A 22,383-nucleotide genomic window follows, 5' to 3' on the forward strand; every position below is an offset into this window, starting at 1 on the left:
TCGGCGTCGGGGGGCCCGCGGCCGGGGCCGGTCGTCAGCCGGCGAGGCGCAGGGTGGCCAGGTAGTACGGCGCGTCCCGATCGTCCACGTCGGTCAGTCGCCAGCCGCTGCCCCGGACCAGCTCGGCCAGCTCGTCCGGGGAGCAGACCAGGTAGTCGAACCACTCGGTGCCCAGTTCCCGGTAGCGCAGCCGGAGCCGGAGCTGCCCACCGAACCGGCCCCGACGCCGGTTGCGCTCGTGGTAGCCCGTGTGGACCGGGTCCCGGGTGCCGTACGGGTCGGTGCCGTGGGCGATGACCTGTGCTCCCGGCCGGGCCAGTGCCGCCAACGCGGCCAGCAGAGCCGGCCCGCGTTCCCGGCCCTCCAGCAGGCCCACGTTGTTGCCCAGCAGCAGGAACGTGTCGTAGCGGCGGCCGTCCGCCACGTGCGCGTCGACGGTGCCGTGCACCAGGTCGCGTACGCCCCGGCGGCGGCAGACGGCCAGCGCCCCGGCCGAGGTGTCCAGCCCGGTGACGGGCACGCCCCGTTCCTGGAGCAGCAGCGCGATCCGCCCCGCCCCGACGCCGACGTCCAGGGTCGCGCCCCGGACCCGGTCCACCGCCCGGTGGTCGTACGGCTGCCAGTCGGCCGGCCCGTCCAGGTAGTGCGCGGCAGGGGCGCCGTTGATGAGCCCGTCGTCCCGCTCGATGATCTCGATGACCGGTCGCGGCAGCCGCCCGCCGGCCAGCGGGCGGGGCCCGACCCCGGTGGCCACGGCGTACGCGTCGCGCAGCATCTCCCCGAACACGTCACCGATCCGTGGCTGTCCCGTCACGGGCTTCACGCTATCCGGCCGGTCAGTCAGCCGCACCGGCCGTATCCTGGCGGGGTGACCACCCTGGACCGCCTCGGCGCGGAGAAGTACATCCTGCTCACGACGTTCCGCAAGGACGGTCGGGCGGTGCCGACCCCGGTCTGGGCGGTGCGCGACGGCGACGCGCTCTGGGTGTGGTCGGCGGCGGACGCCGGCAAGGTGAAGCGGATCCGACGCAGCGGCGACGTCACGGTGGCCCCCTGCGACGTCCGGGGCCGCCCGCACGGCGAGGCGGTCGCCGCCCACGCGACCCTCTGCGACGCGGCCGGCACCCGGCGGGTGCGTGAGCTGATCAAGCAGAAGTACCGGATGATCGGCCGGCTCAGCCTGCTCGGCAGCCGCCTGCGGCGCGGCGGGAGCGGCACGGTCGGCATCCGGGTCGTCCTCGCGGACCGGCCGCCGGCCGGCGCCTGATCCCGCGCCCGCCGTCCGTACGCGGGCGGGGTCCGGACACGACGGAGGGCGGCGGACCATGTCCGCCGCCCTCCGTTCACACCCGTTTGTATCCCGGTCGGTCAGTCCCCCTGGCGCTGCTGGGGGATCTGTCCCTGCAACAGGGCCCTGACCTCCGACTCCCGGTACCGACGGTGTCCACCCAGCGTGCGGATGGCGCTGAGCTTGCCCGCCTTTGCCCACCGGGTCACCGTCTTCGGGTCGACACGGAACATCGACGCCACCTCGGCCGGTGTGAGTAGCGGCTCTGGTTCGTGCGTTCGCGATGCCATCGGTCACTCCTCCACATGTATAGACATCGGCCGGGGTCCCGCCGGTCGACGCGTCTCCCATGGTCCGGCTAGTCCCCGATGTCCGACATGGGCCGAACGGCCGAACGTCCCTAGACGGACGGATGAACCATGCCCGATTTATGCGACTTTTACACGGCAGAAAGTACCTTATTCGGACTCATGATCACGGTTCGTGATGCGTCGACTACGAACTCGCCTCGGCTTCGGAGCAGGTTATGGGCGTTTTCGCCTCAGTTGCACCGTTCCAGCAACTGGATCGCCCGCCAGCGCGCGACCAGCTTGTCGTACGCCGCCGAGGCCTCCTCCGCCTCGCCCCGGGACAGCCCGGCGAGGCCGCTCGCCACCAGCTGGGGCGAGTCGTCGGCGGCCAGCGTCTCGTCCGAGAGCAGCTCGACCAGGCCGCCGTAGTCCAGCTCCACCATCGAACGGGGGTGGAACTCCTCCAGCCAGCGGGCGGCCTCCTCGACCGCCTCCGTGATCGGCGCGTCGCCGATCGACTTGCGCAGCACCGACAGGGCCCGCGACGAACGCCGCCGCGCCTTGGAGATCTCCGTCCGGTAGTGCAGCGCCCGTCGCCCGGGGTGGGTCACGTGGTGCCGTTCCTCCGGGCCGAAGAGCACGAACCAGCGCAGCGGTACGCCCCACGTGGCGATCTGCTCGTGCACGCGCGGCACGCCGTGCTCCAGCACCCGCGCCCCGCTGCGCCAGTCCTCCACCACGGCCTTCGCCTGCCCGGCGAGCACCGGCGGCACGAACGCGTCGGCCAGCACCGGCGGCACCCCGTCGCGCGCGTTCAACGCCGCCTCGGCCACCCGGATGCGCAGGTTCCACGGGCAGACCAGCAGGGCCTCGTCGGTCTCCAGGACGTACGCCTCGTCCGGCAGGTCGGGCAGCCGGGTCCAGCCGGCGCCGAGCGCCTCCAGCACCGACGTCCGTTGCCGGCCCGGCCCCTCCACCGGTGCCACCGCCCGCCCCTGCTCGACGTAGCGCCGCCAGTACGCCTGGCGGTCCCGGTCGAAGGCGGTCAGCGGCTCGTACACGCGCAGGTATGAAGCGAAGAGCGACGGCACGGCGCGATCCTCCCACGAATTGGAACTCGGCCGTCGTCGGCAGCGCGATCACGCGTGCCGTGGGCGGCCGGACGGCGTCGGCCGATACTAGGCTCAGCGGCACCGGCAGCATCCCGCCGGCGGTCCACCGGTCCGCGTCCCACAAGGGCGCACCCCACACCAGGAGCGAGTCATGGGCGTATTCGCCACCACCGAAGACCCGGGGTCCAGCGGTCACGAACAGGTCGTGTTCTGCCAGGACAAGCAGACCGGCCTCAAGGCGATCATCGGCATCTACTCCACCGCGCTCGGCCCCGCGCTCGGTGGGACCCGGTTCTACCCGTACGCCAGCGAGTCCGACGCCCTCGCCGACGTGCTCGACCTCTCCCGGGGCATGGCCTACAAGAACGCCCTCGCCGGGCTGGACCTGGGCGGCGGCAAGGCGGTCATCTGGGGTGACCCCGAGCGGATCAAGAGCGAGGCGCTGCTGCGCGCGTACGGCCGCTTCGTGGAGTCCCTCGCCGGGCGCTACTACACCGCCTGCGACGTCGGCACCTACGTCGCCGACATGGACGTGATCGCCCGCGAGACCTCGTACGTCACGGGCCGCAGCGTCGAGCACGGCGGCGCCGGCGACTCCTCGATCCTCACCGCCTGGGGCGTGTTCCAGGGCATGCGGGCCGCGGCCGAGCACGTCTGGGGCGCACCGACCCTCGCCGGCCGGCGGGTCGGCGTGGCGGGCCTGGGCAAGGTCGGCAAGTACCTCGTCGGCCACCTGATCGACGACGGCGCCGAGGTGGTGGCGACCGACGTCAACCCGAAGGCCCTGGAGTGGGCGCGCGCCACCCACCCGCAGGTCGCGCTGGTCGACGACGCCGCCGCGCTGGTCGCCGCCGACATCGACGTGTACGCCCCGTGCGCCCTGGGCGGCGCGCTCAACGACGACACGGTGCCGGCGCTACGCGCCAAGGTGGTCGCCGGCGCGGCCAACAACCAGCTCGCCCACTCCGGCATCGAGAAGCTCCTCGCCGACCGCGGCATCCTCTACGCCCCGGACTACGTCGTGAACGCCGGCGGCGTGATCCAGGTGGCGGACGAGATCGAGGGCTTCAACTTCGACCGGGCCAAGCTGCGCGCGACCCGGATCTACGACACCACCCGGGAGATCCTGCGACTGGCCGATGCCGAGGGCGTGCCGCCGGCCGTGGCGGCGGACCGGCTGGCGGAGCGGCGGATGGCCGACGTCGGCCGGCTGCGCACGATCCACCTGCGCTGAGCGCCCTCGGGGGCGGAGCGGTCGTTCCGCCCCCGGCCCCGGCGGGTGGCCCGTCCCGTTAGGGTGGTTTCGCATGGCTCTGCCCGGTGTCATGGGCGCTCCCGACGCCGCTCCTTACCGGGTACAATCGGTGACGGCCGGATGACCGCGACGCGCGGTGTCGGTCGACGGTAACCCGAGGTGCCGAACGGTGGCATCCCCATGTACCGTAAGAGCCACGAGAGATGCCTGACGTCATCGGGGCCCGCCTTCGGGCTGCCCCGCATTCTGTGCGAGGGGGTCGAGCCATGGGGCGCGGCCGTGCTAAGGCCAAGCAGACGAAGGTGGCCCGGGAGTTGAAGTACCACTCCCCGAACACCGACCTCACCGCCTTGCAGCGCGAACTGGCGGGTGCTGGTAAGTCTGAGCACAACTTCGACGACGACTACAAAGAGTATGTCGACGACGATGATGAGGATCACGCGGACGAAGACCCGGATCCCTGGGTACGTCCGCCCCGCTGACCTCCGGTAGCAGCTGAGCACGCGGTGATCGCCCGCGTGCTCACGCATGTGCCCATCGAAGCGGCGCCAAGACCGACGATCAGGGACCTGCCCCGCCCGGAGAGCCTTCCGGACGATCGGCAGGTCCCTGATCACGGTCTGTCTCAGCGGGGACGGTTGTTCCAGTTGTAGAACGTCGGGATGTTCTCGAAGTGGTTCCAGGCGCACACGGCGCTCGCGCCGTCGCCGCCCGCCACCTCGGCCCGTAGTCGCCGCGCGGCCTCGGCCTCGTGGAGGAGTGCGGTGAGTCCCGGCGCGGCTTCCCGCACCCGGTCGGCGACCTCGTCCGGGGTGTCCGCCCTCCGGTCAGGATGCCGGTGACTGGTGGTCTCGGGCATGCTCCAACACTCCCTCCAGTAAGTGGATCTTGCTGTTGCGGCAGTGCGCGGTCTGCGTACCGTCGAAACGCCCCTGTTCGAAGTAGCGGTTGGCCGCGTGGCCGCCGCCGCAGAACCCGAAGTAGGGGCAGGACGCACGGCACGCCTCGACGCCGGCGAGGAACTCGCCGACCCAGGGCGTCCGGTCCGCGTGGGCGAGGATCTCGACCAGCGGGGTGGCCAGCACGTTTCCGCTGCTGAAGTCGCCGTACCGGACATCGGTGAAGCCGGCCAGCTCCGGCGAGAGCACGGTCACCGAGCCGTCGTGGCCGACGGTCGGGATCGGGTCCAACCGCCGGGGAAGCAGGTCGTCGGCGCTGCCGTCCAGCACCGCCGCGGCGTACCGCAGCGACCACTCGACCTCGCGCAGGTGGATCCGGGGCTCCCGGCGCCAGGCCGCCACCAGCTCCGCCCAGAAGGCGGTCACCAGCCGCGCGTCGTGGGAGTTGTCGCGGAGGTTGACCCCCTCGGTCTCCTCGATGTTGACGCCCAGCACGTCACAGCCCAGGTCGAGGAAGTAGTCGTACAGCTCGGTGGCCAGGCCCGGCCCGGGGCGACCCACCACCGCCAGCGCCGAGAACGGCAGGCCGTGCCGGCGCAGCGCCGCCACCCCGCGCAGGATCCGGTCGTACGCGGGACCGCCGCCCCGGGTGACCCGGTCGCCGTTGCGTTCCCGCGGGCCGTCCACGCTCACGCTCACCCGCACCCCGTGCTCGACGAAGAACGCGCACCAGGCGTCGTCGATCAGCGTGGCGTTGGTCTGCACGTGGTGCTCGACCCCGGGCCCGAAGGGCGCGATCAGCGCGGCCAGGTGCTCCCGGCCGGCGGCCAGCGGCTCACCGCCGTGCCACACCACCGAGAACCGGCCCGCCGCCGCCCACGGGTTGACCGACGCGGCCACCGCCTCGGCCACCGGCACCGGCATCCGCCGGTCGGCCGCGCGGAACGGCAGGTAGCAGTAGGCGCAGTCCAGGTTGCACAGGGTGGTGGGCTGCATGACCACGTACGAGGGGACGGCGGCCAGGCCGCGCATCCCGCTGAACGACAGTCCCCGAGCAGCCATTGCCCTCCTCCGCGCCTGAAGGGCTGTCGGGGAAACCGGGCGGGCGGCCCCGACAGCTCTGAGGGTGCCCTTCAGGCTAGGCGGCGACGGCCACTCGGGTGAAGCCCTGATCAGGTGCCCGTACGGTCACCGGGAGTCGATCAGCCCCGGGTGTGCTGGCCGACCATCTGCACGTTGCCGGAGCCCTCGATGATCTCGCCGGCCTGCCACGCGTCGACGCCCCGGCCCGTCAGGGTGGCCAGCGCGCGGTCCGCGTCCTCGGCGGAGACGATCGCGAACATGCCGACGCCCATGTTGAAGGTCGCCTCCATCTCCGGGTCCTCGATCCGTCCCTTGGACTGGATCAGGTCGAAGATCGGCTGCGGCTTCCAGGTGGACCGGTTGACGACCGCGTCGACGTGCTCGGGGAGCACCCGGACCAGGTTGCCGGGGATGCCGCCGCCGGTGACGTGGGCGATGGAGCGCACCTCGGCCTCGGCGATGAGCTTGAGGCAGTCCTGCGCGTAGATCTTCGTCGGGGTGAGCAGCTCCTCGCCGAGGGTGCGCTGCCGGCCGAAGTCGTCGATCACCACGTCGAGCCGCATCCGGCCGGCGCCCAGCAGCACGTGGCGCACCAGGGAGTAGCCGTTGGAGTGCAGGCCGGAGGAGCGCATCGCGATGACGACGTCGCCCACCTCGACCCGGTCCGGGCTGAGGATGTCGCTCTCCTCGACCACACCGACGCCGGTGGCCGAGATGTCGTACTCGTCCGGGCGGAGCACGCCCGGGTGCTCGGCGGTCTCGCCGCCCAGCAGGGCGCAGCCGGCGTAGCGGCAGCCGTCGGCGATGCCGGCGCCGATCTCGGCGACCTTGTCCGGCACGACCTCGCCGGTGGCGATGTAGTCGAGCAGGAAGAGCGGCTCGGCGCCGCAGGCCACCAGGTCGTCGACGACCATCGCGACCAGGTCGATGCCGACCGTGTCGTGGATGTCCATCTGCTGCGCGATCACCAGCTTGGTGCCCACGCCGTCCGTGGACGAGGCCAGGATCGGGTTCTTGTACTTCTTCGTGTCCAGCCGGAACAGGCCGGCGAAGCCGCCCAGGTCGCCCATCACCTCGGGGCGTCGGGTCTGCTTCACCTTCGACTTGAGCAGCTCGACCGCGCGGTCGCCCGCCTCGATCGAGACCCCGGCGTCCGCGTACGAGACCGAGCGTTTGCGCGCCTGGCGGCCGGTGCCGGCCGTCCAGGGCTGGCGGTCGCCGCCGGCGCCGGACGGGCTGCTTCCTGCGCCGCTGCGCTCGGACACGTGCGTCACGGTTCTCCCCCTTGGTTCTGGCGCCGCGCCGGCGGTGGCCGGGCCGCGCCGGGTGGTGCTACGGGCGGTGTGTGGTCACGCCGCCCGGAGTGGCGACGAGCGGGGCGGTGTGCTCCGGGGTGTCGGCCGCCTGCGCGGCGACCCGCCGGCCCACCCCTTCGAGCACGTGCTTGCCGATCAGGTTGCCGGCGGGCAGCTCGATCGGGTATTCCCCGTCGAAGCACGCACGGCACAGCCGGGTCTTCGGCTGCTCGGTGGCGGCGATCAGGCCCGGGAGCGACACGTAGCCGAGCGTGTCCGCCCCGATGGAGCGCCGGATGCCGTCGTTGTCCAGCCCGTTGGCCAGCAGCTCGGCGCGGGTGGCGAAGTCGATGCCGTAGAAGCACGGCCAGTTGACCGGCGGCGAGGAGATGCGCACGTGCACCTCCAGCGCGCCGGCCTCGCGCAGCATCCGCACGATCGCCCGCTGGGTGTTGCCGCGCACGATCGAGTCGTCGACCACGACCAGCCGCTTGCCCCGGACGTTCTCCCGCAGCGGGTTGAGCTTGAGCCGGATGCCGAGCTGGCGCAGGGTCTGCGACGGTTGGATGAAGGTGCGCCCGACGTACGGGTTCTTCATCAGGCCGGCGCCGTAGGTGATGCCCGACTCCTCGGCGTAGCCGATCGCGGCCGGGGTGCCGGACTCCGGCACCGGGATGACCAGGTCGGCCTCGACCGGGTGCTCCTTGGCCAGCTGGCGGCCGATCTGCACCCGGGCGGAGTGCACGTTGCGGCCGGCGATGGTGGCGTCCGGGCGGGCGATGTAGACGTATTCGAAGAGGCAGCCCTTGGGCTCCGGGGCGGCGAACCGGCTGGAGCGCAGGCCGTCCTCGTCGATCGCGATCAGCTCGCCGGGCTCGACCTCGCGGACCACGCTCGCGCCGACGATGTCCAGCGCGGCGGTCTCGCTGGCCACCACCCAGCCGCGCTCCAGGCGGCCCAGCACCAGCGGGCGTACGCCGTGCGGGTCGCGGGCCGCGTAGAGGGTCGACTCGTCCATGAACACGAAGCTGAACGCGCCCCGCAGCCGCGGCAGCACCTCCAGCGCCGCCGCCTCGACCGACAGGTCCGGGCGGCTGGCCAGCAGCATCGTCACCAGGGAGGTGTCGTTTGTCGAGCCGTCGGCGACCAGGCCCCGCTCGGCGACCTCGCGCTGGAGCTCCGCGGTGTTGACCAGGTTGCCGTTGTGGGCCAGCGCGATGGTGGTGCCGGAGGTGGTGGACCGGATGGTCGGCTGGGCGTTCTCCCACGTCGAGCCGCCGGTGGTCGAGTAGCGGGCGTGCCCGATCGCCACGTGCCCGCGCAGGCTGGCCAGGGTCGGCTCGTCGAAGACCTGGGCGACCAGGCCGAGGTCCTTGTAGACCACGACGCCCGAGCCGTCGCTGACCGCGATGCCCGCGGCCTCCTGGCCACGGTGCTGGAGGGCGTAGAGCCCGAAGTAGGTCAGGTTGGCGACCTCCTCCCCGGGCGCCCAGACGCCGAAGACGCCGCACGCGTCCTGGGGGCCTGGTCGTTGGGGATCAAGGTCGTGGCTCAGCCGGCCGTCGCCTCGGGGCACCTGCGCTCCCTCATGCTGATCTGGACCGGCCTTGCGGAATCACGCGGGGGGCGGATCCGCACTCCTCGGCCGGGACCACTGTCGTCGCCTGACAGTGTACGCGAATCCGTGTCGATACAGAAAGTCACGATCCGGCTCCGAGGTGTGACCGGTCGATGCGTATCGCCCCAGCTAGAGCGGCAGGTGCGCGGAGAGATCCGCCCGGATTCCGCTCACCCGTACGCGACCCTGGGTGATCGCGTCGGCCCAGTCGAGCCGTCCGGTGGCCACCGCCAGCCAGGTCTCGGGCTCCATCTCGACGACGTTGGCAGGGGTGCCACGGGTGTGTCGGGGACCGGGAACGCACTGAACTGCGCCGTAAGGTGGGACACGCACCTCCACCGATCGGCCGGGGGCGCGCTCCGCGAGGACGGTCAACAGGGCACGGACCGCCTCCCGGAGGACCGGTCGTTCGGGCGTACGCCCCTCGTCGAGCGCCGACAACGCCGCCGCGACCGCGGCGGACTTAGTGTGCGGAGAGGACACGACGGGACGATACGGCTTCAGCGCGCCGCGCCTGACGCTGGCCCTGGGTCGCGCCGATCCGGTCAGACAAGGCATAGTTGCCGACGGCGTATTCGTACCGTGATGATCCCCGGCCCGGCGCCCCGCCGCCGAGGGAAGTCAGTCCGGAAGGGCGGTGGACGTGTCAACACACCGACGTGCCTGGAAGCAGCGGGCCGGTGTGGTCGTGGCGCTGGTTGTCGGCGCTCTGCTCGCCGCCCCCGCCACACCAGCCCTGGCCGCGGACGTCACCGTGTCGCCCGGCTCGGTCACCGTCAACGCCGGCAGCGACACCGCCGTCACCGTGCAGGTGACCCCCCGCGAAGGCGACGAGAAGATCCAGCTCAGCCTCGCCGGCCTGCCGGGCGGCGTGAGCTGCGCGGGCGGCTGCGGAGAGATCAACGTCAACAACGACCGGCCGAGGTCCCAGCTGCTGCGGATCAGGGCCAGCGACAACGCCGGCGACGCCAACGTCACCGTGACGGTGGCGGCCGAGGGCGACAAGTCCGGCGCCGGCACCGCCACCTTCCAGCTCGGCGTCAAGGGCCGGGCCCAGCCGTCCCAGCCGCCCCAGACGCAGACCGTCAAGTCGGTCTCCGGCAAGGTGGTCGTGCAGGCGAACGGCAAGGCCGTGCCGAACGCCGTGGTCATGCTCCAGGACGGCGCCGGCAAGAAGATCGACACGATCAGCGACGACGACGGCAACTTCCGCTTCTCCGGCAGCAGCGAGAAGCCGATCGCGCCCGGCCGGCTCGCCATCGGTGCCAGCGTCGGTGAGGTCTACGCCACCAAGAGCTTCGACGCGTCCGCCGGGCAGAGCGTCACCGGCCAGCGCATCGCGCTGGCGATCAAGGTCGAGACGACCCCGAGCCCCACCCCGTCGGCCAGCGAGGAGCCGCTCCCCTCCGACGAGCCCGTCGAGGAGACGCCCGAGGAGAGCACCGAGGCGACCCCGGGCGCGGCGGCCAACGCCAGCAACGAGGACTCCGGCGGCATGGGCTCCTGGCTGATCATCCTGCTCGGCGGCCTGCTCGTCGCCGCCGGTGTCGGCACCATCGTGCTGCTCCTGATGCGGCGCAAGGACAACGGCGACGAGGCCGACGACGACGCCCCGGCGGGCGCCGCGGCCGGTGCGGTCCCGGCGGCCCGCGGGGCGTTCCGGGGCGCGGACGACCAGACCCGGGTGGTCAACCGGGTCGGCACCACGCCGGATCCGACGATGGTGGGCGGCACCGCGCTCAGCGACGCCCCCACGATGATGCACCGCCCCGTGGTCGACGACGTGCCGCCGGACCCGTACGGCGCTCCCCCGCAGCCCTACGGCGCGGCGGGCAACCAGCAGGGCTGGGGCGGCAGCGGCTACGGCGACGAGCCGGCCGGCGCGGGTGGCTACGGCGGTGCCGGCTACGGCAACGCGCCCGCCTCCGGCGGCGGCTACGGCAGCGGCGGCTACGGCAACGCGCCCTCGTCCGGGAGCGGCTACGGCAACGCGCCCGCCTCCGGCGGCGGCTACGGCAGCAACGACTACGGCGCTCCGGCAGGCGCGGCCGGCACGGCGGGTGCCGCGGGCTACCCGCCGGCGGGCGGTGGCCGGGGCCACGGCGAGCGGTACGACGAGCCGACCGGCCGCTACACCGGCGACGCCACCCAGTACCCGGCCCCGGCCGACCCGTACGCCACCGGCGTCTACCAGCCGGAGCAGGGTCAGGGCTACGGCCAGTCCGACCCGGGCGCGTACGGCCGGGGCGGCGAGCAGACCGGCGGTTACAACCAGCCGGGCGGCGGCTACGAGCGGGGCGGCTACGGCCAGTCCGGCGGCTACGGCGGCCAGGAGCCCACGGCGCCACGCGGCGGCTACGGCCAGCCGGGCGGCTACGACCAGCCCACCTCGTACGACAACCAGGGCGGCTACGGCCAGGGCGGCTACGGTCAGGAGCCCCCGCAGCAGCGCGGCGGCTACGAGGACCGCGACGGCTACGGCCAGGGTGGCTACGGCCAGCCGGGCGGCTACGACGACCCGCAGACCGGTCGCGGTCGCCCGGACGGCCCACCGCAGCAGGACCGGGGTGGCCGCCGGCTGGACTGGCTGGACGACTGACCCGTTCGGGGTTGGCCCCGAACGACACAGCACCACGGCGAGGGCCGTCCGGATCTCCGGGCGGCCCTCGCCGCCGTTCCGGCCCGCCCCGACCGGGTCGGGCGTACGGTCGCGGGGAGGTCAGGCGGCGGAGAAGACGCCCTGCCGCAGCAGCGGGACCACGTCCGAGACGCCGACCCGGACGGCGACCTCCACGTCCCCAGCGAAGCCGCCCTCGATGAGCTCGCGGCCCGACACGCTGCCGCAGACCGCGGCGGGCACGTCGGGGGTGCTGGCGAGCGCGGCGAGGGCCATGGCCGCCTCCACGGAGAGGCCGCCGGGCACACCCGACAGGGCGTCCAGCACGCATGCCGCCCCGAGCTGGTCCTCCACGCAGGGGCGCAGGGAGCCGTCCGGCCAGCGCTCGCCCGAAGCGATCACGCCGATCGGCGCGTCCGTCGAACCGTACCCCTGCTGGTCGAGCCAACGGCCGACGGCTTGCGCGTTACGCAGGCAGGCCGCGACCACCGGCAGTCCGGTGGCGCTGGCCGCCGCGCTGATCGCCGAGCCGTTCGGCGACGGCAGCACGAGGTCGGCGACGACCGGTGCGGTGGTCAGCGCCGCCGACGAGAGCGACCACGGGTGTTCCGGGGTCGTCTGCCGGCGGCCCACCGCCGCGACCGCGCCGACGCGCCGCGCGTAGTCGGCGGCCTGCTCGCCCCACGGGAACGGGTGCACCCGCATGCCGCGCCCGACCGCGACGTCCACGGCGGTGGTGAACGACAGCACGTCCACCACCACCAGCACCGCGCACACCCGGCCCAGCTCGGCCGCCCCCGTCAACCCCCAGTCGAAGCGGGCGCCTGACCCGGGTTGGACGTGGACGGCCGCGGCCACCGCCTCAGCGCTGACCGGGCTCGGTGTCGCCGGGCTCGGGAGCCGACGCCCCGCCGGCCTCGGCCGGCCGGTCGGCGGCCTCGGCCGCCGGCTGCTCCGGGCCGGGCGTGACGGCCTCCGCCGGGGCTGCCGCCTCGGCCGGGGCCACCGGCTGGACGGCACCGGTCGACGGAACCGGCCCGGCCGACGCGATCGGCTCGCTCGCGACGGCCGACGGGTCCACGGGCTCCACGCCGGCCGATTCGGCGACGGGCAGCGGCACGGCCTCGACGGCACCCGCCACACCGGTGGCCGGCGCGGGCACCTCGACGACCCCCGCGCCCCCGAAGAGGCGCGGCAGCGTCTCGCTGTGCGCGGCCCGCAGCTCGTCCAGGCCGATGCGGAACTGGCCGTGCACCTCCAGCGCACCGCCGGTCGGGTCGGTGACGCCGATCAGCTCGAACGGCACGCCGCGCTCGGCGCAGAGGGCGGTGAACGCCTTCTCGTGGCCGCGCGGCACCGACACCAGGGCCCGGCCGGCGGACTCGCTGAACAGGTAGACGAACGGCATCGAGCCGCCGTCGAACCGCTCCGGCACCGCGATCCGGGCGCCGACGCCGCGCCGCAGGCAGGACTCCACCAGGCTCTGCGCGAGGCCGCCGTCGGAGAGGTCGTGCGCGGCGCTCAGGTGCCCGACCCGCGCGGCCTCCGCCAGCAGCTCGGCCAGGAGCCGCTCGCGGGCCAGGTCGACCTGCGGGGGTACGCCGCCGAGGTGCTCGTGGGTGACCCAGGCCCACTCCGAGCCGGAGAGCTCCACGTGCGTCTCGCCGAGCAGGAAGATCTGGTCGTGGTCGCCGCTCGGCCGGGGCACGAAGCCCATCGGCACCCGGTCGGCCACGTCGTCGAGCACGCCGAGTACACCGACCACCGGGGTCGGGTGGATCGGCGCCGCGCCGGTCTGGTTGTAGAAGCTGACGTTGCCGCCGGTGACCGGGATGCCCAGCTCCGCGCAACCGTCCGCCAGGCCGCGGACGGCCTCGGCGAACTGCCACATCACGCCCGGGTCCTCCGGCGAGCCGAAGTTGAGGCAGTTGGTGACGGCGATCGGCTTCGCGCCGGTGACGGCCACGTTCCGGTACGCCTCCGCCAGCGCGAGCTTCGTGCCGTGGTACGGGTCGAGCCGCGCGTACCGGCCGTTGCCGTCCACCGACAGCGCCACGCCCAGCCCGGTCCGCTCGTCGATCCGGATCACGCCGGAGTCCTCCGGCTGGGCGAGCACGGTGTTGCCCAGCACGTAGCGGTCGTACTGCTCGGTGACCCAGGTCTTGTCGGCCAGGTTGGGCGACGCGATCATGCGCAGCACGGTCTCGCGCAGCGCGTCCGGGTCGGCCGGCCGGGGCAGCGTCTCCGCGCGGTCGGCCTGGAGCAGGATCAGGTCGGCCGGCTCGCGCATCGGGCGGGCGTAGACCGGGCCGTCGTCGACCAGCGAGCCCGGCGGCACGTCCACCACGAGCTGGTCGTGCCAGGTGATCAGCAGCCGGCCCGGCTGGCCGTCCGGGGCCGGCGGGGTGACCTCGCCGATGGCGGTGGCCCAGACGCCCCACTTCTCGGCGGTCTTGAGCACCGCTTCGAGCTTCTCCGGCTCGACGACCAGCAGCATCCGCTCCTGGGACTCGCTGGCCAGGATCTCGTGCGGCTCCATCGAGGCCTCGCGCAGCGGCACGCGCTCCAGCCAGACCCGCATGCCGGTGCCGGCCGCCGCGGCGGTCTCGGTCAGCGCGCAGGTCAGGCCGGCGCCGCCGAGGTCCTGGATGCCGACGACCAGCCGGGCGTCGTAGAGCTCCAGGCACGCCTCGATGAGCAGCTTCTCCATGAACGGGTCGCCGACCTGCACCGACGGGCGGCGCTTCTCGCTGCCCTCGTCGAAGGTGGCGCTGGCCAGCACCGACACGCCGCCGATGCCGTCCCGGCCGGTCCTGGCGCCCATCAGCACGACGACGTTGCCCGGGCCGGCGGCGGCCTTGTTCTGGAGCCGGTCGACCGGCAGCACCCCGAGGCAGAGCGCGTTGACCAGCGGGTTGCCCTGGTAGCAGGGGTCGAAGACGACCTCGCCGCCGATGTTCGGCAGGCCCAGGCAGTTGCCGTAGCCGCCCACGCCGGCGACCACGCCGGGCAGCACCCGGGCGGTGTCGGGGTGGTCGGCGGCGCCGAAGCGCAGCGGGTCCATCACCGCGACCGGGCGGGCGCCCATGGCGAGGATGTCCCGCACGATGCCGCCGACGCCGGTGGCCGCGCCCTGGTAGGGCTCGACGAAGCTCGGGTGGTTGTGCGACTCGACCTTGAAGGTCACCGCCAGCTCGTCGGAGACCTGCACGACGCCGGCGTTCTCGCCGATGCCGGCGAGCAGCCGGTCGCTCGGCGGGGCCTTCTCGCCGAACTGCCGCAGGTGCACCTTGCTCGACTTGTAGGAGCAGTGCTCGCTCCACATGATCGAGTACATCGCCAGCTCGGCCTGGGTGGGCCGCCGGTCGAGGATGTGCCGGATCCGCTCGTACTCGTCGTCGCGGAGGCCCAGCTCGGCGTACGGCTGGAGCTCACCGGGGGTGTCCCCGGCGCGCGGCACGGTGTCCAGTCCGTCGGCCCAGTCGGCGGTCGCCGGTCCGGGACGCCCGGCCGGCGGCACGACGCCGGCCGGACGCGGCTCCACCGGCTGCGCCGGGGCGGCCGGGAAGGCCTCCGGGTTATCCCGTACCTCGTCCGGATGGGTGGTCATGACCTCTCCTCGCTGCGCTCGCGTCCGCCCGACGGGCGGGTGAGCCGACCGATGATGCCGCGCACGGTCACGCCGGCGTCCCCACCAGGTGCTTGAGCACCGAGGTGAAGAAGCCGAGACCGTCCAGGGAGGGGCCCGTGAGCGCCTCCACCGCGTGCTCGGGATGCGGCATGATGCCGACCACGTTGCCGGCGGGGTTCGTGATCGCGGCGATGTCGCGCTGCGACCCGTTGGGGTTGCCGCCGACGTAGCGGGCGACCACCCGGCCCTCGGCTTCGAGCTGGTCCAGCGTCGCGGTGTCGGCGACGTAGCAGCCCTCGCCGTTCTTGACCGGGATCAGCACCTCCTGGCCGGGCTGGAACGCGTTGGTCCACGCGGTGCCGGCCGACTCGACGCGCAGGACCTGGTCGCGGTTGCGGAAGTGCAGGTGCTGGTTGCGGGTGAGCGCGCCGGGCAGCAGGTGGGCCTCGCAGAGGATCTGGAAACCGTTGCAGATGCCGAGCACGGGCAGGCCGCCCCGGGCCGCGTCCACGATCGTCCCCATCACCGGGGCGAACCGGGCGATGGCGCCGCAGCGCAGGTAGTCGCCGTAGGAGAAGCCACCGGGCAGGACGACGGCGTCCACCCCGTGCAGCTGCGGGTCACCGTGCCAGAGGCGGACCGGTTCGGCGCCCGCGATCCGGACGGCCCGGGCCGCGTCCCCGTCGTCGAGCGAGCCGGGGAAGGTGACCACACCCACCCGGGCGGTCACGAGCGTGCGTCCACGGTCTCGTCGGCCTCGGCCACGCGGACCGTGAAGTCCTCGATGACCGGGTTGGCGAGCAGCTTGTCGGCGATCTCCCGGGCCCGGTCCAGGTCCGGTTCACCGGTGAATTCGATCTCGATCCGCCTGCCGATCCGAACCGAGGCGACGTCGCTGACGCCGAGCCGGGGCAGCGCGTTTGCGACGGCCTGGCCCTGGGGATCGAGGATCTCGGGCTTGAGCATGACGTCGACGACGACGCGAGGCACTGGGCACTCCTGACTGTGTACGCAGTTGGGTGCCTACCCACAACGGGCGAGCGCAGCCAGCCTACCTGGCAGATACCGCCCCGGATGCACCGGCCGGACGCAGTTCAGGCAGTGATCGACATTCCCGGCGCGGGGCCCCGGGACCGATGCGGGTTCGTTGCGATCCCGATGCCCATCCGTTGCCGACCGACCCGTTTCGCCCCGCAACGCCGGATCGTCAGGAGGCCGCCCGCCGCCCCGCCCACCATACCGTCTCATCCATCATTTCCGATGGATCTCTTGTGAACGACATCTCAGGGGCCCTACCGTACATCGTCGTACGTCGATCGGACGTCGGGCCACCCCGCCCGCCGGCCGACAGCTCGACCCGGTGAACCCGGGCCCCACCCCGAAGGAGCCCCCATGCGCATCCGATCCATGGTCGCGGTGCTGGCCACCGCAGCGGCCGGCCTGCTCGGCGCCAGCTCCGGCGCCCTCGCCGCCCCGGCCGGCCCGCAGCCGATCATCGGCGGCAGCACCGTCTCGTCGGCCCCGTGGGCCGCCGCCGTGCTCAGCAACGGCTCGTTCACCTGCTCCGGCACCATCATCGCGCCGCAGTGGGTGCTCACCGCGCGACACTGCGTCAGCGGCACGATGTCCGTCCGGGTCGGCAGCGTCTACCGCTCCTCCGGCGGCCAGACCCGCACCGTCAGCGCCAGCTACAGCCGGTACGACCTGGCCCTGCTGCGCCTGTCCAGCTCGGTGAGCACCTCGTACGTCACGCTCGCCAACAGCAACCCGCCGCTCAACTCGACCAACTCGATCTACGGCTGGGGCATGACCTGCTACAGCGGCTGCTCCGCCTCGACCCAGCTGAAGACCGCGTCGGTCCGGGTGACCAGCAACAGCGCCACCGACGCGTACGGCGGGCAGGCGATCCGGAGCACCCGGATCAACGGCAACGCCTGGCGGGGCGACTCGGGCGGCCCGCAGTTCTACAACGGCGCGCAGGTCGGCGTCGCCTCCACCGCCGACGGCCAGAGCATCCAGAACTACGGCAGCGTCGCGTACAACCGGGCCTGGATCACCCAGACTGCCGGTGTCTGACGGTTAGCGCCGCGCCAGGCGCGGATGGTCGGCAGCGCGCCGGCCGTCCGCGCCGCGCCGTTTTGCAGCATCCGATCAGGTGAACACGGCTCACGATCGGGTGCGCGCAACCCTGAGACCATCGGAAACGTGCTGGTCGTGACGACGGAGCAACTACCCGGGTACGAGATCCGCCAGATCCTCGGCGAAGTGGTGTCATCGATGGCCAGGACGCGGAACCCGTACCGCGAGGGGGTCAAGAACCTGCGCGGTGGCGCGTACGACCCGATGGCCCCGGACAACCTCACCCGGTGGCGTACGGACTCGGTGGCCCGGCTCGGCGAGGAGGCCCGCCGCATCGGCGCGAACGCCGTGGTGGGGATGCGCTTCGACAGCCGCGACTGCGGCGAGATGTGGATGGAGATCTGCGCGTACGGCACGGCCGTGGTCGTGGCGCCCAAGATGCCCGACGTCATGCCGCCCGACCAGCCGCTGGTCGCCGCGGAGACCGCGCACGACCCCGCCTTCGCCGAGTCCCCGGGTGGCATCGCCGAACCGGCGAGCGCCCCCAACCTCCGCTCCGCAGCGGAAACCCCCACCCGAGACTCCTAACCCCCCTGGCCCCCACCCCCCGGCCCCACCCGCCGGCCCGCCCCCGGTGATCATGAGGTTAGCGGCGAAGTTGATCTCAAAACCCGCCGCCAACCTCATGATCACCGGGACTTGAACAGGGGGCCGGAGGGTTTGAGGGGGTTTGGGGGTTAGAGGATGGGGGGTGGGGTGTAGGTGGCTGCCTGGGGGTGGGCGTCCACTACCGTGGCGATGCGGCGGGCGACCGCCTCGACCTGGGCCGGGGCGGCGCCGACGAAGGCGGTACGGTCGGCGACGAGGGTGTCGATCTCGGCGCGGGTCAGGCCCAGGCGGCCGTCCTGCGCCAGGCGGTCGAAGAGGTCGTTCTCGGCGGCGCCCTTCTCGCGCATGGCCAGGGCCACCGCGACCGCGTGCTCCTTGATCGCCTCGTGCGCGACCTCGCGGCCGACGCCGCGCCGGACCGCCGCCACCAGGATCTTCGTGGTGGCCAGGAACGGCAGGAAGCGCTCCAGCTCCCGGTTGACGACCGCCGGGTACGCGCCGAACTCGTCCAGCACGGTGAGGAAGGTCTGGAACAGCCCGTCGGCGGCGAAGAACGCGTCCGGCAGGGCGACCCGGCGGACCACCGAGCAGGAGACGTCCCCCTCGTTCCACTGGTCGCCGGCCAGCTCGCCGACCATCGACAGGTAACCCCGGATGATCACGGCGAACCCGTTGACCCGCTCGCTGGAGCGGGTGTTCATCTTGTGCGGCATCGCGCTGGAGCCCACCTGGCCCGGCTTGAAGCCCTCGGTGGCCAGCTCCTGGCCGACCATCAGCCGGATGGTGGTCGCCAGCGACGACGGGGCGGCGGCGATCTGGGCGAGCGCGGAGAGCACCGCCAGGTCGATCGAGCGCGGGTAGACCTGGCCGACGCTGTCGAGCACGCGGCTGAAGCCGAGGTGCCCGGCGACCCGGCGCTCCAGCTCGGCCACCTTGTCGGCGTCGCCGTCGAAGAGGTCGAGCTGGTCGGCGGCGGTGCCGACGGGGCCCTTGACGCCGCGAAGCGGGTACCAGTTGATCAGGTCGTCCAGCCGCTCGTACGCGATGAGCAGCTCCTCCGCGGCCGACGCGAAGCGCTTGCCCAGCGTGGTGGCCTGCGCCGCGACGTTGTGTGAGCGGCCGGTCATGACCAGGTCGGAGTGCTCGACGGCGAGCCGGGACAGCCGGGCCAGGGTGGCGACCACCCGGTCCCGGATCAGCTCCAGTGAGCGGCGCACCTGGAGCTGCTCGACGTTCTCCGTGAGGTCACGGGAGGTCATCCCCTTGTGCACGTGCTCGTGCCCGGCGAGCGCGCTGAACTCCTCGATCCGGGCCTTCACGTCGTGCCGGGTGACCCGCTCCCGCTCGGCGATCGAGGCCAGGTCGACCTGGTCGAGCACCCCCTCGTACGCCTCGACCACGCCGTCGGGCACTCCGATGCCGAGGTCCCGCTGGGCCCGGAGCACGGCGAGCCAGAGCCGCCGCTCCATCCGGATCTTCTCCTCCGGCGACCAGAGGGCGACCAGTTCGGGCGAGGCGTACCGGTTGGCGAGCACGTTCGGGATCGTCGTCACGGCGCTCATTCTCCCGGACCCGCCCGCACCGCATCGGCAGGGTTGCCGGCTGGCTATGGTGATCACCCTGCTGAGCCGACTGACGGGAATGAGGAAGAGTGCCCAGACTTACCGGCAGGGTCGCCCTGGTCACCGGCGGTAGCCGCGGTATCGGCGCCGCCGTCGCACGGCGGCTGGCCGAGGACGGAGCCCACGTCGCGTTCACCTACCGCAGCGCGGAGGAGAGCGCGAAGGCCGTCGTCGCCGACATCACGTCGTTCGGCCGCACCGGCCTGGCGATCCGCGCCGACAGCACCGACGGTACGGCGATCGTCGACGCGGTCGAGCGGACCGTCGCCGAGCTGGGGCGGCTGGACATCCTGGTCAACAACGCCGGGGTGTTCTCGTCCGGGCCGATCGGACAGGTCGGCCTCGACGATCTCGACCGGGCCATCGCCGTCAACGTGCGCGGGGTGTACCTCGCCACCCAGGCGGCGGTACGCCACCTGCGTGACGGCGGGCGGATCGTCAACATCGGCAGCAGCTTCGCCAGCCGCGTACCGGCTCCCGGGGTGAGCGTCTATGCCATGACCAAGACCGCCGTCAACGGCCTGACCAGGGCGCTCGCCCGCGAACTCGGCCCGCGCGGGATCACCGTCAACCTGGTCCTGCCCGGTTCCACCGACACCGACATGAACCGCGCGGACAGCGCCGGCGCGGACGCCCAGCGGTCACACATCGCCCTCGGCCGCTACGGCACGCCGGAGGACGTGGCGGCGACGGTCAGCCACCTGGTGGGCGAGGGTGGCCGGCACATCACCGGCGCGTCGATCGCCATCGACGGCGGCGCCACCGCCTGACCCGGCGGGCGGATGCGAGGCCCGGGCGAACGGCGTGGACTGCCCCATCTGCCGGTCCGGCCGGATCGAGGCCGCGGCGCGAGCCTCGACCCGCGCCGGACCAGCCCGGCGCTGGATATACTCGGCAAGCGGACGGTATATAGGGGGCGCGCAATGACCAAGATCCTGGTCGACGTCGATGACGAGGCGCTCGCCGACGCGGCTGCGGCTTTCGGCACCAAGACCAAGAAGGACACGGTGAACGTCGCGCTGCGGGAAGGGGCTGCCCGCCTCCGGCGCGCCCGCGCCCTCGCGGAACTCAGCGGGCGGGCCCAGGCCGGGGACTTCGACGAACTGCTCGACAAGAGCACGTACCGGTCGTGAGACTCGCCGACTACCTGGTCGACACCAGTGCGCTGGTCCGGCTGCTGCGCGACCCCGACACCCAGGCCCGATGGGAGCAGCCGCTCACGGCCGGCCTGCTCGCGGTCTGCCCGCTGGTCGAGCTGGAGTTCCTGTATTCGGCCCGCTCGCCGGCCGACCGCACATGGCTGGGGGACCGGCTTCGAACGGTGTTCAACTGGGTGAGCATGCCGGACCGGATCTACGAGCGGGCGGCCGAGATCCAGGAGCAGCTCACCGCTCGTGGTACCCACCGGTCTGCCGGCGCGGTCGACCTGCTGATCGCGGCGACGGCCGAGTGCCAGAGCCTCTCCCTGCTGCACTACGACCGCGACTTCGACCAGATCTCCGAGGTCACCGGTCAGCCCGTGCGGTGGCTCGCCCCGGCAGGCACGATCAAGTAGGTCCCGGGGCCGACTCATGCCCCGGGACGCAGAAACCGTCGGAAAGATTGCCCGCCTGGAGGGTCGCGACCGGCTGCCCGGCAACGCCGCCCGTCCTCGGCGGGTCCGGGTCACCAGGTGGGGCGGGCGGCCGGATCGAGGGCGAGATCCCGGAGCTGCTGCGGGGTGAGCACGAACCGCCCGTCACGGCTGTGGAGCCCGACCACGATCCAGGTGCCGTCGGGGTACAGGACGTCGACCCGCCGGCGTTGGATTACGCCCCCACCCCGCCCTTCGTGCGAGACGACTGCGGTCTCCCGGACGCGCGCGCCGTCCGGCCCCGCGGAGAGACCGCACGAATCGACCCTCTGCTTCCCGCAGTCCATGACGTCGCGGTTCAGGCCCGGCTGCGGCTCGGCCAGGGCCCGGACGGACAACTCGTTGCCGAACGCGCCGGCGGGGTCCACCGGATAGGCGCCCACCGAGAAACCGACGTTGCGGAAGTCCTCGGACGCGATTCCGACCGGTGCGTCGCCGGCCGGTCCCGTGGGGAAGACGCCGCCGCGGACCACGGTCGGTTCCACCCACCGGACTCCGGACGCCCGCGCGACGAGGGCCGCCGCCACCGCGTCCCGGTAGCGCTCGGCCGCCTCCGTGGGCAGCCTCTGGTTGCTCTTGCGGTACGGGGGGCGCGAGGCGGATGCCGTGGCTGCCGGCTGCATGTCCGGACGGTCGACCACCAGGCCCGCGCCGAGCACCAGCGCCAGCACCCCGCCGGCCGCCGAGGCGTACGCCCCGAGCCGGCGGGTGCGGACCAGCCGACGCTGCCGCAGGATCACCCCGTCCAGGTCGATCGAGGAGGGCGGCGCGTCGCCGATCGCCGCGTCGAAGATCTCCCGGTACGTCACGCGAACCTCCCCGTGCTCAGGGCCGACTGGTCAGCGGCCAGCAGGCGTAGCGATTCCAGTGCTCTGGCGGCCTGGCTCTTCACCGTGCCGGTGGTGATGCCGAGGATCTGCGCGGTCTCCTCCACGGAGAGGTCGCAGTAGTAGCGCAGCACCACCACGGCGCGCCGCCGCTCGGGCAGCTTCCCGAGCAGGCCGAGGAGCAGCTCCCGGTCGGCCAGGTCGGGCTCGGTGTCCGGCGCGGCGTCGTCGGGGACCTCGTCGGTGCTGCGTTCGCGCCGCCACGGCCGCCGTCGCTCGTCCAGCCAGGCGCGCGTGAGCACCTGCCGGACGTACGCGTCGACGTTCTCCGCCGCGCGGACCCGGGTCCAGGCCCGGTAGAGCTTGCCCAGGGTGATGGAGACGAGGTCGTCGGCGGTGTGCCAGTCCCGGCAGAGCAGGTACGCCGTGCGGCGCAGATGCTCCAGCCGGGCCTCGACGAACTGCCGGTACTCGTCCTCGTCGGCCGACTTCACGCGTTCCGCCTTCGTCGCCTCATGCCCAGGG

General features: G+C 73.0%; 24 protein-coding genes. 9 read left to right on the forward strand and 15 right to left on the reverse strand.

The features are described 5' to 3' along the window. Positions 1-34: 34 nt before the first annotated feature. A complete protein-coding gene (locus AB0B83_RS04405; RefSeq protein ID WP_357576942.1) occupies positions 35-814 on the reverse strand; it encodes a class I SAM-dependent methyltransferase in 780 nt (259 codons plus the stop codon). A gap of 54 nt (positions 815-868) precedes the next feature. Here AB0B83_RS04405 and AB0B83_RS04410 point away from each other — a divergent pair, with 54 nt between their 5' ends. Beyond that, the gene (locus AB0B83_RS04410; RefSeq protein WP_357576943.1) at positions 869-1,267 is read left to right on the forward strand and encodes a PPOX class F420-dependent oxidoreductase; all 399 of its coding nucleotides are present in this window, start codon (positions 869-871) and stop codon (positions 1,265-1,267) included. A 101-nt stretch (positions 1,268-1,368) separates the two neighbouring features. On the opposite strand, the gene AB0B83_RS04415 is transcribed toward AB0B83_RS04410, so the two are convergent. Both AB0B83_RS04415 and AB0B83_RS04420 read right to left on the reverse strand, forming a co-directional pair. Next, the gene (locus AB0B83_RS04415; RefSeq protein WP_007073996.1) at positions 1,369-1,578 is read right to left on the reverse strand and encodes a BldC family transcriptional regulator; all 210 of its coding nucleotides are present in this window, start codon (positions 1,576-1,578) and stop codon (positions 1,369-1,371) included. Between the two features lie 251 nt (positions 1,579-1,829). Next, on the reverse strand, positions 1,830-2,669 hold the full coding sequence (locus AB0B83_RS04420; protein ID WP_327030157.1) for a hypothetical protein: 840 nt from the start codon (positions 2,667-2,669) through the stop codon (positions 1,830-1,832). A gap of 172 nt (positions 2,670-2,841) precedes the next feature. Between AB0B83_RS04420 and AB0B83_RS04425 the strand changes: the two genes are divergently transcribed. Both AB0B83_RS04425 and AB0B83_RS04430 read left to right on the forward strand, forming a co-directional pair. Continuing rightward, positions 2,842-3,924 (forward strand): Glu/Leu/Phe/Val dehydrogenase dimerization domain-containing protein, encoded by a 1,083-nt coding sequence (locus AB0B83_RS04425; RefSeq protein WP_357576944.1) that lies wholly within the window; start codon positions 2,842-2,844, stop codon positions 3,922-3,924. A 287-nt stretch (positions 3,925-4,211) separates the two neighbouring features. Further along, entirely contained in the window at positions 4,212-4,427 is a 216-nt protein-coding gene (locus tag AB0B83_RS04430) for a DUF3073 domain-containing protein (protein WP_089002617.1), read from the forward strand. A gap of 143 nt (positions 4,428-4,570) precedes the next feature. Here the strand turns inward: AB0B83_RS04430 and amcA are convergent, their stop codons facing one another. From amcA to AB0B83_RS04455, 5 genes are all read right to left on the reverse strand, one after another. After that, positions 4,571-4,804: a multiple cyclophane-containing RiPP AmcA gene (gene amcA / locus AB0B83_RS04435; RefSeq protein WP_357576945.1), complete on the reverse strand. Its 234-nt coding sequence runs from the start codon at positions 4,802-4,804 to the stop codon at positions 4,571-4,573. Then, positions 4,773-5,876 (reverse strand): cyclophane-forming radical SAM peptide maturase AmcB, encoded by a 1,104-nt coding sequence (gene amcB / locus AB0B83_RS04440; protein ID WP_357576970.1) that lies wholly within the window; start codon positions 5,874-5,876, stop codon positions 4,773-4,775. The genes amcA and amcB overlap by 32 nt, the downstream gene beginning before the upstream one ends. Before the next feature lie 170 nt (positions 5,877-6,046). After that, positions 6,047-7,201: a phosphoribosylformylglycinamidine cyclo-ligase gene (purM, locus tag AB0B83_RS04445; RefSeq protein WP_132235146.1), complete on the reverse strand. Its 1,155-nt coding sequence runs from the start codon at positions 7,199-7,201 to the stop codon at positions 6,047-6,049. Between the two features lie 58 nt (positions 7,202-7,259). Continuing rightward, on the reverse strand, positions 7,260-8,798 hold the full coding sequence (gene purF, locus AB0B83_RS04450; RefSeq protein ID WP_132235148.1) for an amidophosphoribosyltransferase: 1,539 nt from the start codon (positions 8,796-8,798) through the stop codon (positions 7,260-7,262). Between the two features lie 171 nt (positions 8,799-8,969). Beyond that, positions 8,970-9,323: a sterol carrier family protein gene (locus tag AB0B83_RS04455; protein WP_225852315.1), complete on the reverse strand. Its 354-nt coding sequence runs from the start codon at positions 9,321-9,323 to the stop codon at positions 8,970-8,972. 160 nt (positions 9,324-9,483) lie between these two features. On the opposite strand from AB0B83_RS04455, the gene AB0B83_RS04460 reads away from it, so the two are divergent. After that, a complete protein-coding gene (locus AB0B83_RS04460) occupies positions 9,484-11,439 on the forward strand; it encodes a hypothetical protein (protein WP_357576946.1) in 1,956 nt (651 codons plus the stop codon). Positions 11,440-11,559: 120 nt separating this feature from the next. Here AB0B83_RS04460 and AB0B83_RS04465 read toward each other — a convergent pair whose 3' ends face one another. From AB0B83_RS04465 to purS, 4 genes are all read right to left on the reverse strand, one after another. Then, positions 11,560-12,315, reverse strand: coding sequence for a 2-phosphosulfolactate phosphatase (locus tag AB0B83_RS04465; RefSeq protein ID WP_311412118.1), 756 nt, complete (start codon positions 12,313-12,315; stop codon positions 11,560-11,562). 4 nt (positions 12,316-12,319) lie between these two features. After that, positions 12,320-15,067, reverse strand: a complete 2,748-nt coding sequence (gene purL, locus AB0B83_RS04470; RefSeq protein ID WP_357576947.1) for a phosphoribosylformylglycinamidine synthase subunit PurL — start codon at positions 15,065-15,067, stop codon at positions 12,320-12,322. A 67-nt stretch (positions 15,068-15,134) separates the two neighbouring features. Further along, positions 15,135-15,818 carry a phosphoribosylformylglycinamidine synthase subunit PurQ gene (gene purQ / locus AB0B83_RS04475; protein ID WP_132235152.1) on the reverse strand — a complete coding sequence of 228 codons (684 nt, stop codon included), beginning with the start codon at positions 15,816-15,818 and terminating at the stop codon, positions 15,135-15,137. Further along, positions 15,815-16,078: a phosphoribosylformylglycinamidine synthase subunit PurS gene (purS, locus tag AB0B83_RS04480; protein ID WP_121397234.1), complete on the reverse strand. Its 264-nt coding sequence runs from the start codon at positions 16,076-16,078 to the stop codon at positions 15,815-15,817. The genes purQ and purS overlap by 4 nt, the downstream gene beginning before the upstream one ends. Before the next feature lie 402 nt (positions 16,079-16,480). Here purS and AB0B83_RS04485 point away from each other — a divergent pair, with 402 nt between their 5' ends. Together AB0B83_RS04485 and AB0B83_RS04490 are read left to right on the forward strand one after the other, a co-directional pair. Further along, positions 16,481-17,164, forward strand: coding sequence for a trypsin-like serine protease (locus AB0B83_RS04485; RefSeq protein WP_357576948.1), 684 nt, complete (start codon positions 16,481-16,483; stop codon positions 17,162-17,164). Between the two features lie 24 nt (positions 17,165-17,188). After that, positions 17,189-17,755 (forward strand): YbjQ family protein, encoded by a 567-nt coding sequence (locus AB0B83_RS04490; protein ID WP_357576949.1) that lies wholly within the window; start codon positions 17,189-17,191, stop codon positions 17,753-17,755. 149 nt (positions 17,756-17,904) lie between these two features. On the opposite strand, the gene purB is transcribed toward AB0B83_RS04490, so the two are convergent. Then, positions 17,905-19,329: an adenylosuccinate lyase gene (gene purB, locus AB0B83_RS04495; RefSeq protein WP_357576950.1), complete on the reverse strand. Its 1,425-nt coding sequence runs from the start codon at positions 19,327-19,329 to the stop codon at positions 17,905-17,907. 98 nt (positions 19,330-19,427) lie between these two features. On the opposite strand from purB, the gene AB0B83_RS04500 reads away from it, so the two are divergent. From AB0B83_RS04500 to AB0B83_RS04510, 3 genes are all read left to right on the forward strand, one after another. Next, complete coding sequence (locus tag AB0B83_RS04500) at positions 19,428-20,168, forward strand: 3-oxoacyl-ACP reductase family protein (RefSeq protein ID WP_357576951.1); 741 nt, start codon at positions 19,428-19,430, stop codon at positions 20,166-20,168. 153 nt (positions 20,169-20,321) lie between these two features. Next, positions 20,322-20,531: a type II toxin-antitoxin system VapB family antitoxin gene (locus tag AB0B83_RS04505; RefSeq protein ID WP_327030153.1), complete on the forward strand. Its 210-nt coding sequence runs from the start codon at positions 20,322-20,324 to the stop codon at positions 20,529-20,531. Next, positions 20,528-20,953 carry a PIN domain nuclease gene (locus tag AB0B83_RS04510; protein ID WP_357576952.1) on the forward strand — a complete coding sequence of 142 codons (426 nt, stop codon included), beginning with the start codon at positions 20,528-20,530 and terminating at the stop codon, positions 20,951-20,953. The genes AB0B83_RS04505 and AB0B83_RS04510 overlap by 4 nt, the downstream gene beginning before the upstream one ends. A 110-nt stretch (positions 20,954-21,063) precedes the next feature. Here the strand turns inward: AB0B83_RS04510 and AB0B83_RS04515 are convergent, their stop codons facing one another. Together AB0B83_RS04515 and AB0B83_RS04520 are read right to left on the reverse strand one after the other, a co-directional pair. After that, entirely contained in the window at positions 21,064-21,840 is a 777-nt protein-coding gene (locus tag AB0B83_RS04515) for a hypothetical protein (RefSeq protein WP_357576953.1), read from the reverse strand. Then, complete coding sequence (locus AB0B83_RS04520) at positions 21,837-22,352, reverse strand: SigE family RNA polymerase sigma factor (RefSeq protein WP_357576954.1); 516 nt, start codon at positions 22,350-22,352, stop codon at positions 21,837-21,839. Before AB0B83_RS04520 ends, AB0B83_RS04515 begins: the two co-directional genes overlap by 4 nt. Positions 22,353-22,383: the final 31 nt, after the last annotated feature.

Origin of the sequence: Micromonospora sp. NPDC049060, from assembly GCF_040649055.1 — a bacterium.
In the GTDB taxonomy this organism is placed as follows: domain Bacteria; phylum Actinomycetota; class Actinomycetes; order Mycobacteriales; family Micromonosporaceae; genus Micromonospora; species Micromonospora reichwaldensis.

Bases quoted from the DNA above. Each gene is read 5' to 3' on its own strand.
- AB0B83_RS04485 (WP_357576948.1), top strand. From the start codon at position 16,481: ATGCGCATCCGATCCATGGTCGCGGTGCTGGCCACCGCAGCGGCCGGC.
- AB0B83_RS04490 (WP_357576949.1), top strand. From the start codon at position 17,189: ATGGTCGGCAGCGCGCCGGCCGTCCGCGCCGCGCCGTTTTGCAGCATC.
- amcB (WP_357576970.1), bottom strand. From the start codon at position 5,876: ATGCGCGGCCTGGCCGCCGTCCCCTCGTACGTGGTCATGCAGCCCACC.
- AB0B83_RS04430 (WP_089002617.1), top strand. From the start codon at position 4,212: ATGGGGCGCGGCCGTGCTAAGGCCAAGCAGACGAAGGTGGCCCGGGAG.
- AB0B83_RS04425 (WP_357576944.1), top strand. From the start codon at position 2,842: ATGGGCGTATTCGCCACCACCGAAGACCCGGGGTCCAGCGGTCACGAA.
- AB0B83_RS04505 (WP_327030153.1), top strand. From the start codon at position 20,322: ATGACCAAGATCCTGGTCGACGTCGATGACGAGGCGCTCGCCGACGCG.
- amcA (WP_357576945.1), bottom strand. From the start codon at position 4,804: ATGCCCGAGACCACCAGTCACCGGCATCCTGACCGGAGGGCGGACACC.
- purL (WP_357576947.1), bottom strand. From the start codon at position 15,067: ATGACCACCCATCCGGACGAGGTACGGGATAACCCGGAGGCCTTCCCG.
- AB0B83_RS04415 (WP_007073996.1), bottom strand. From the start codon at position 1,578: ATGGCATCGCGAACGCACGAACCAGAGCCGCTACTCACACCGGCCGAG.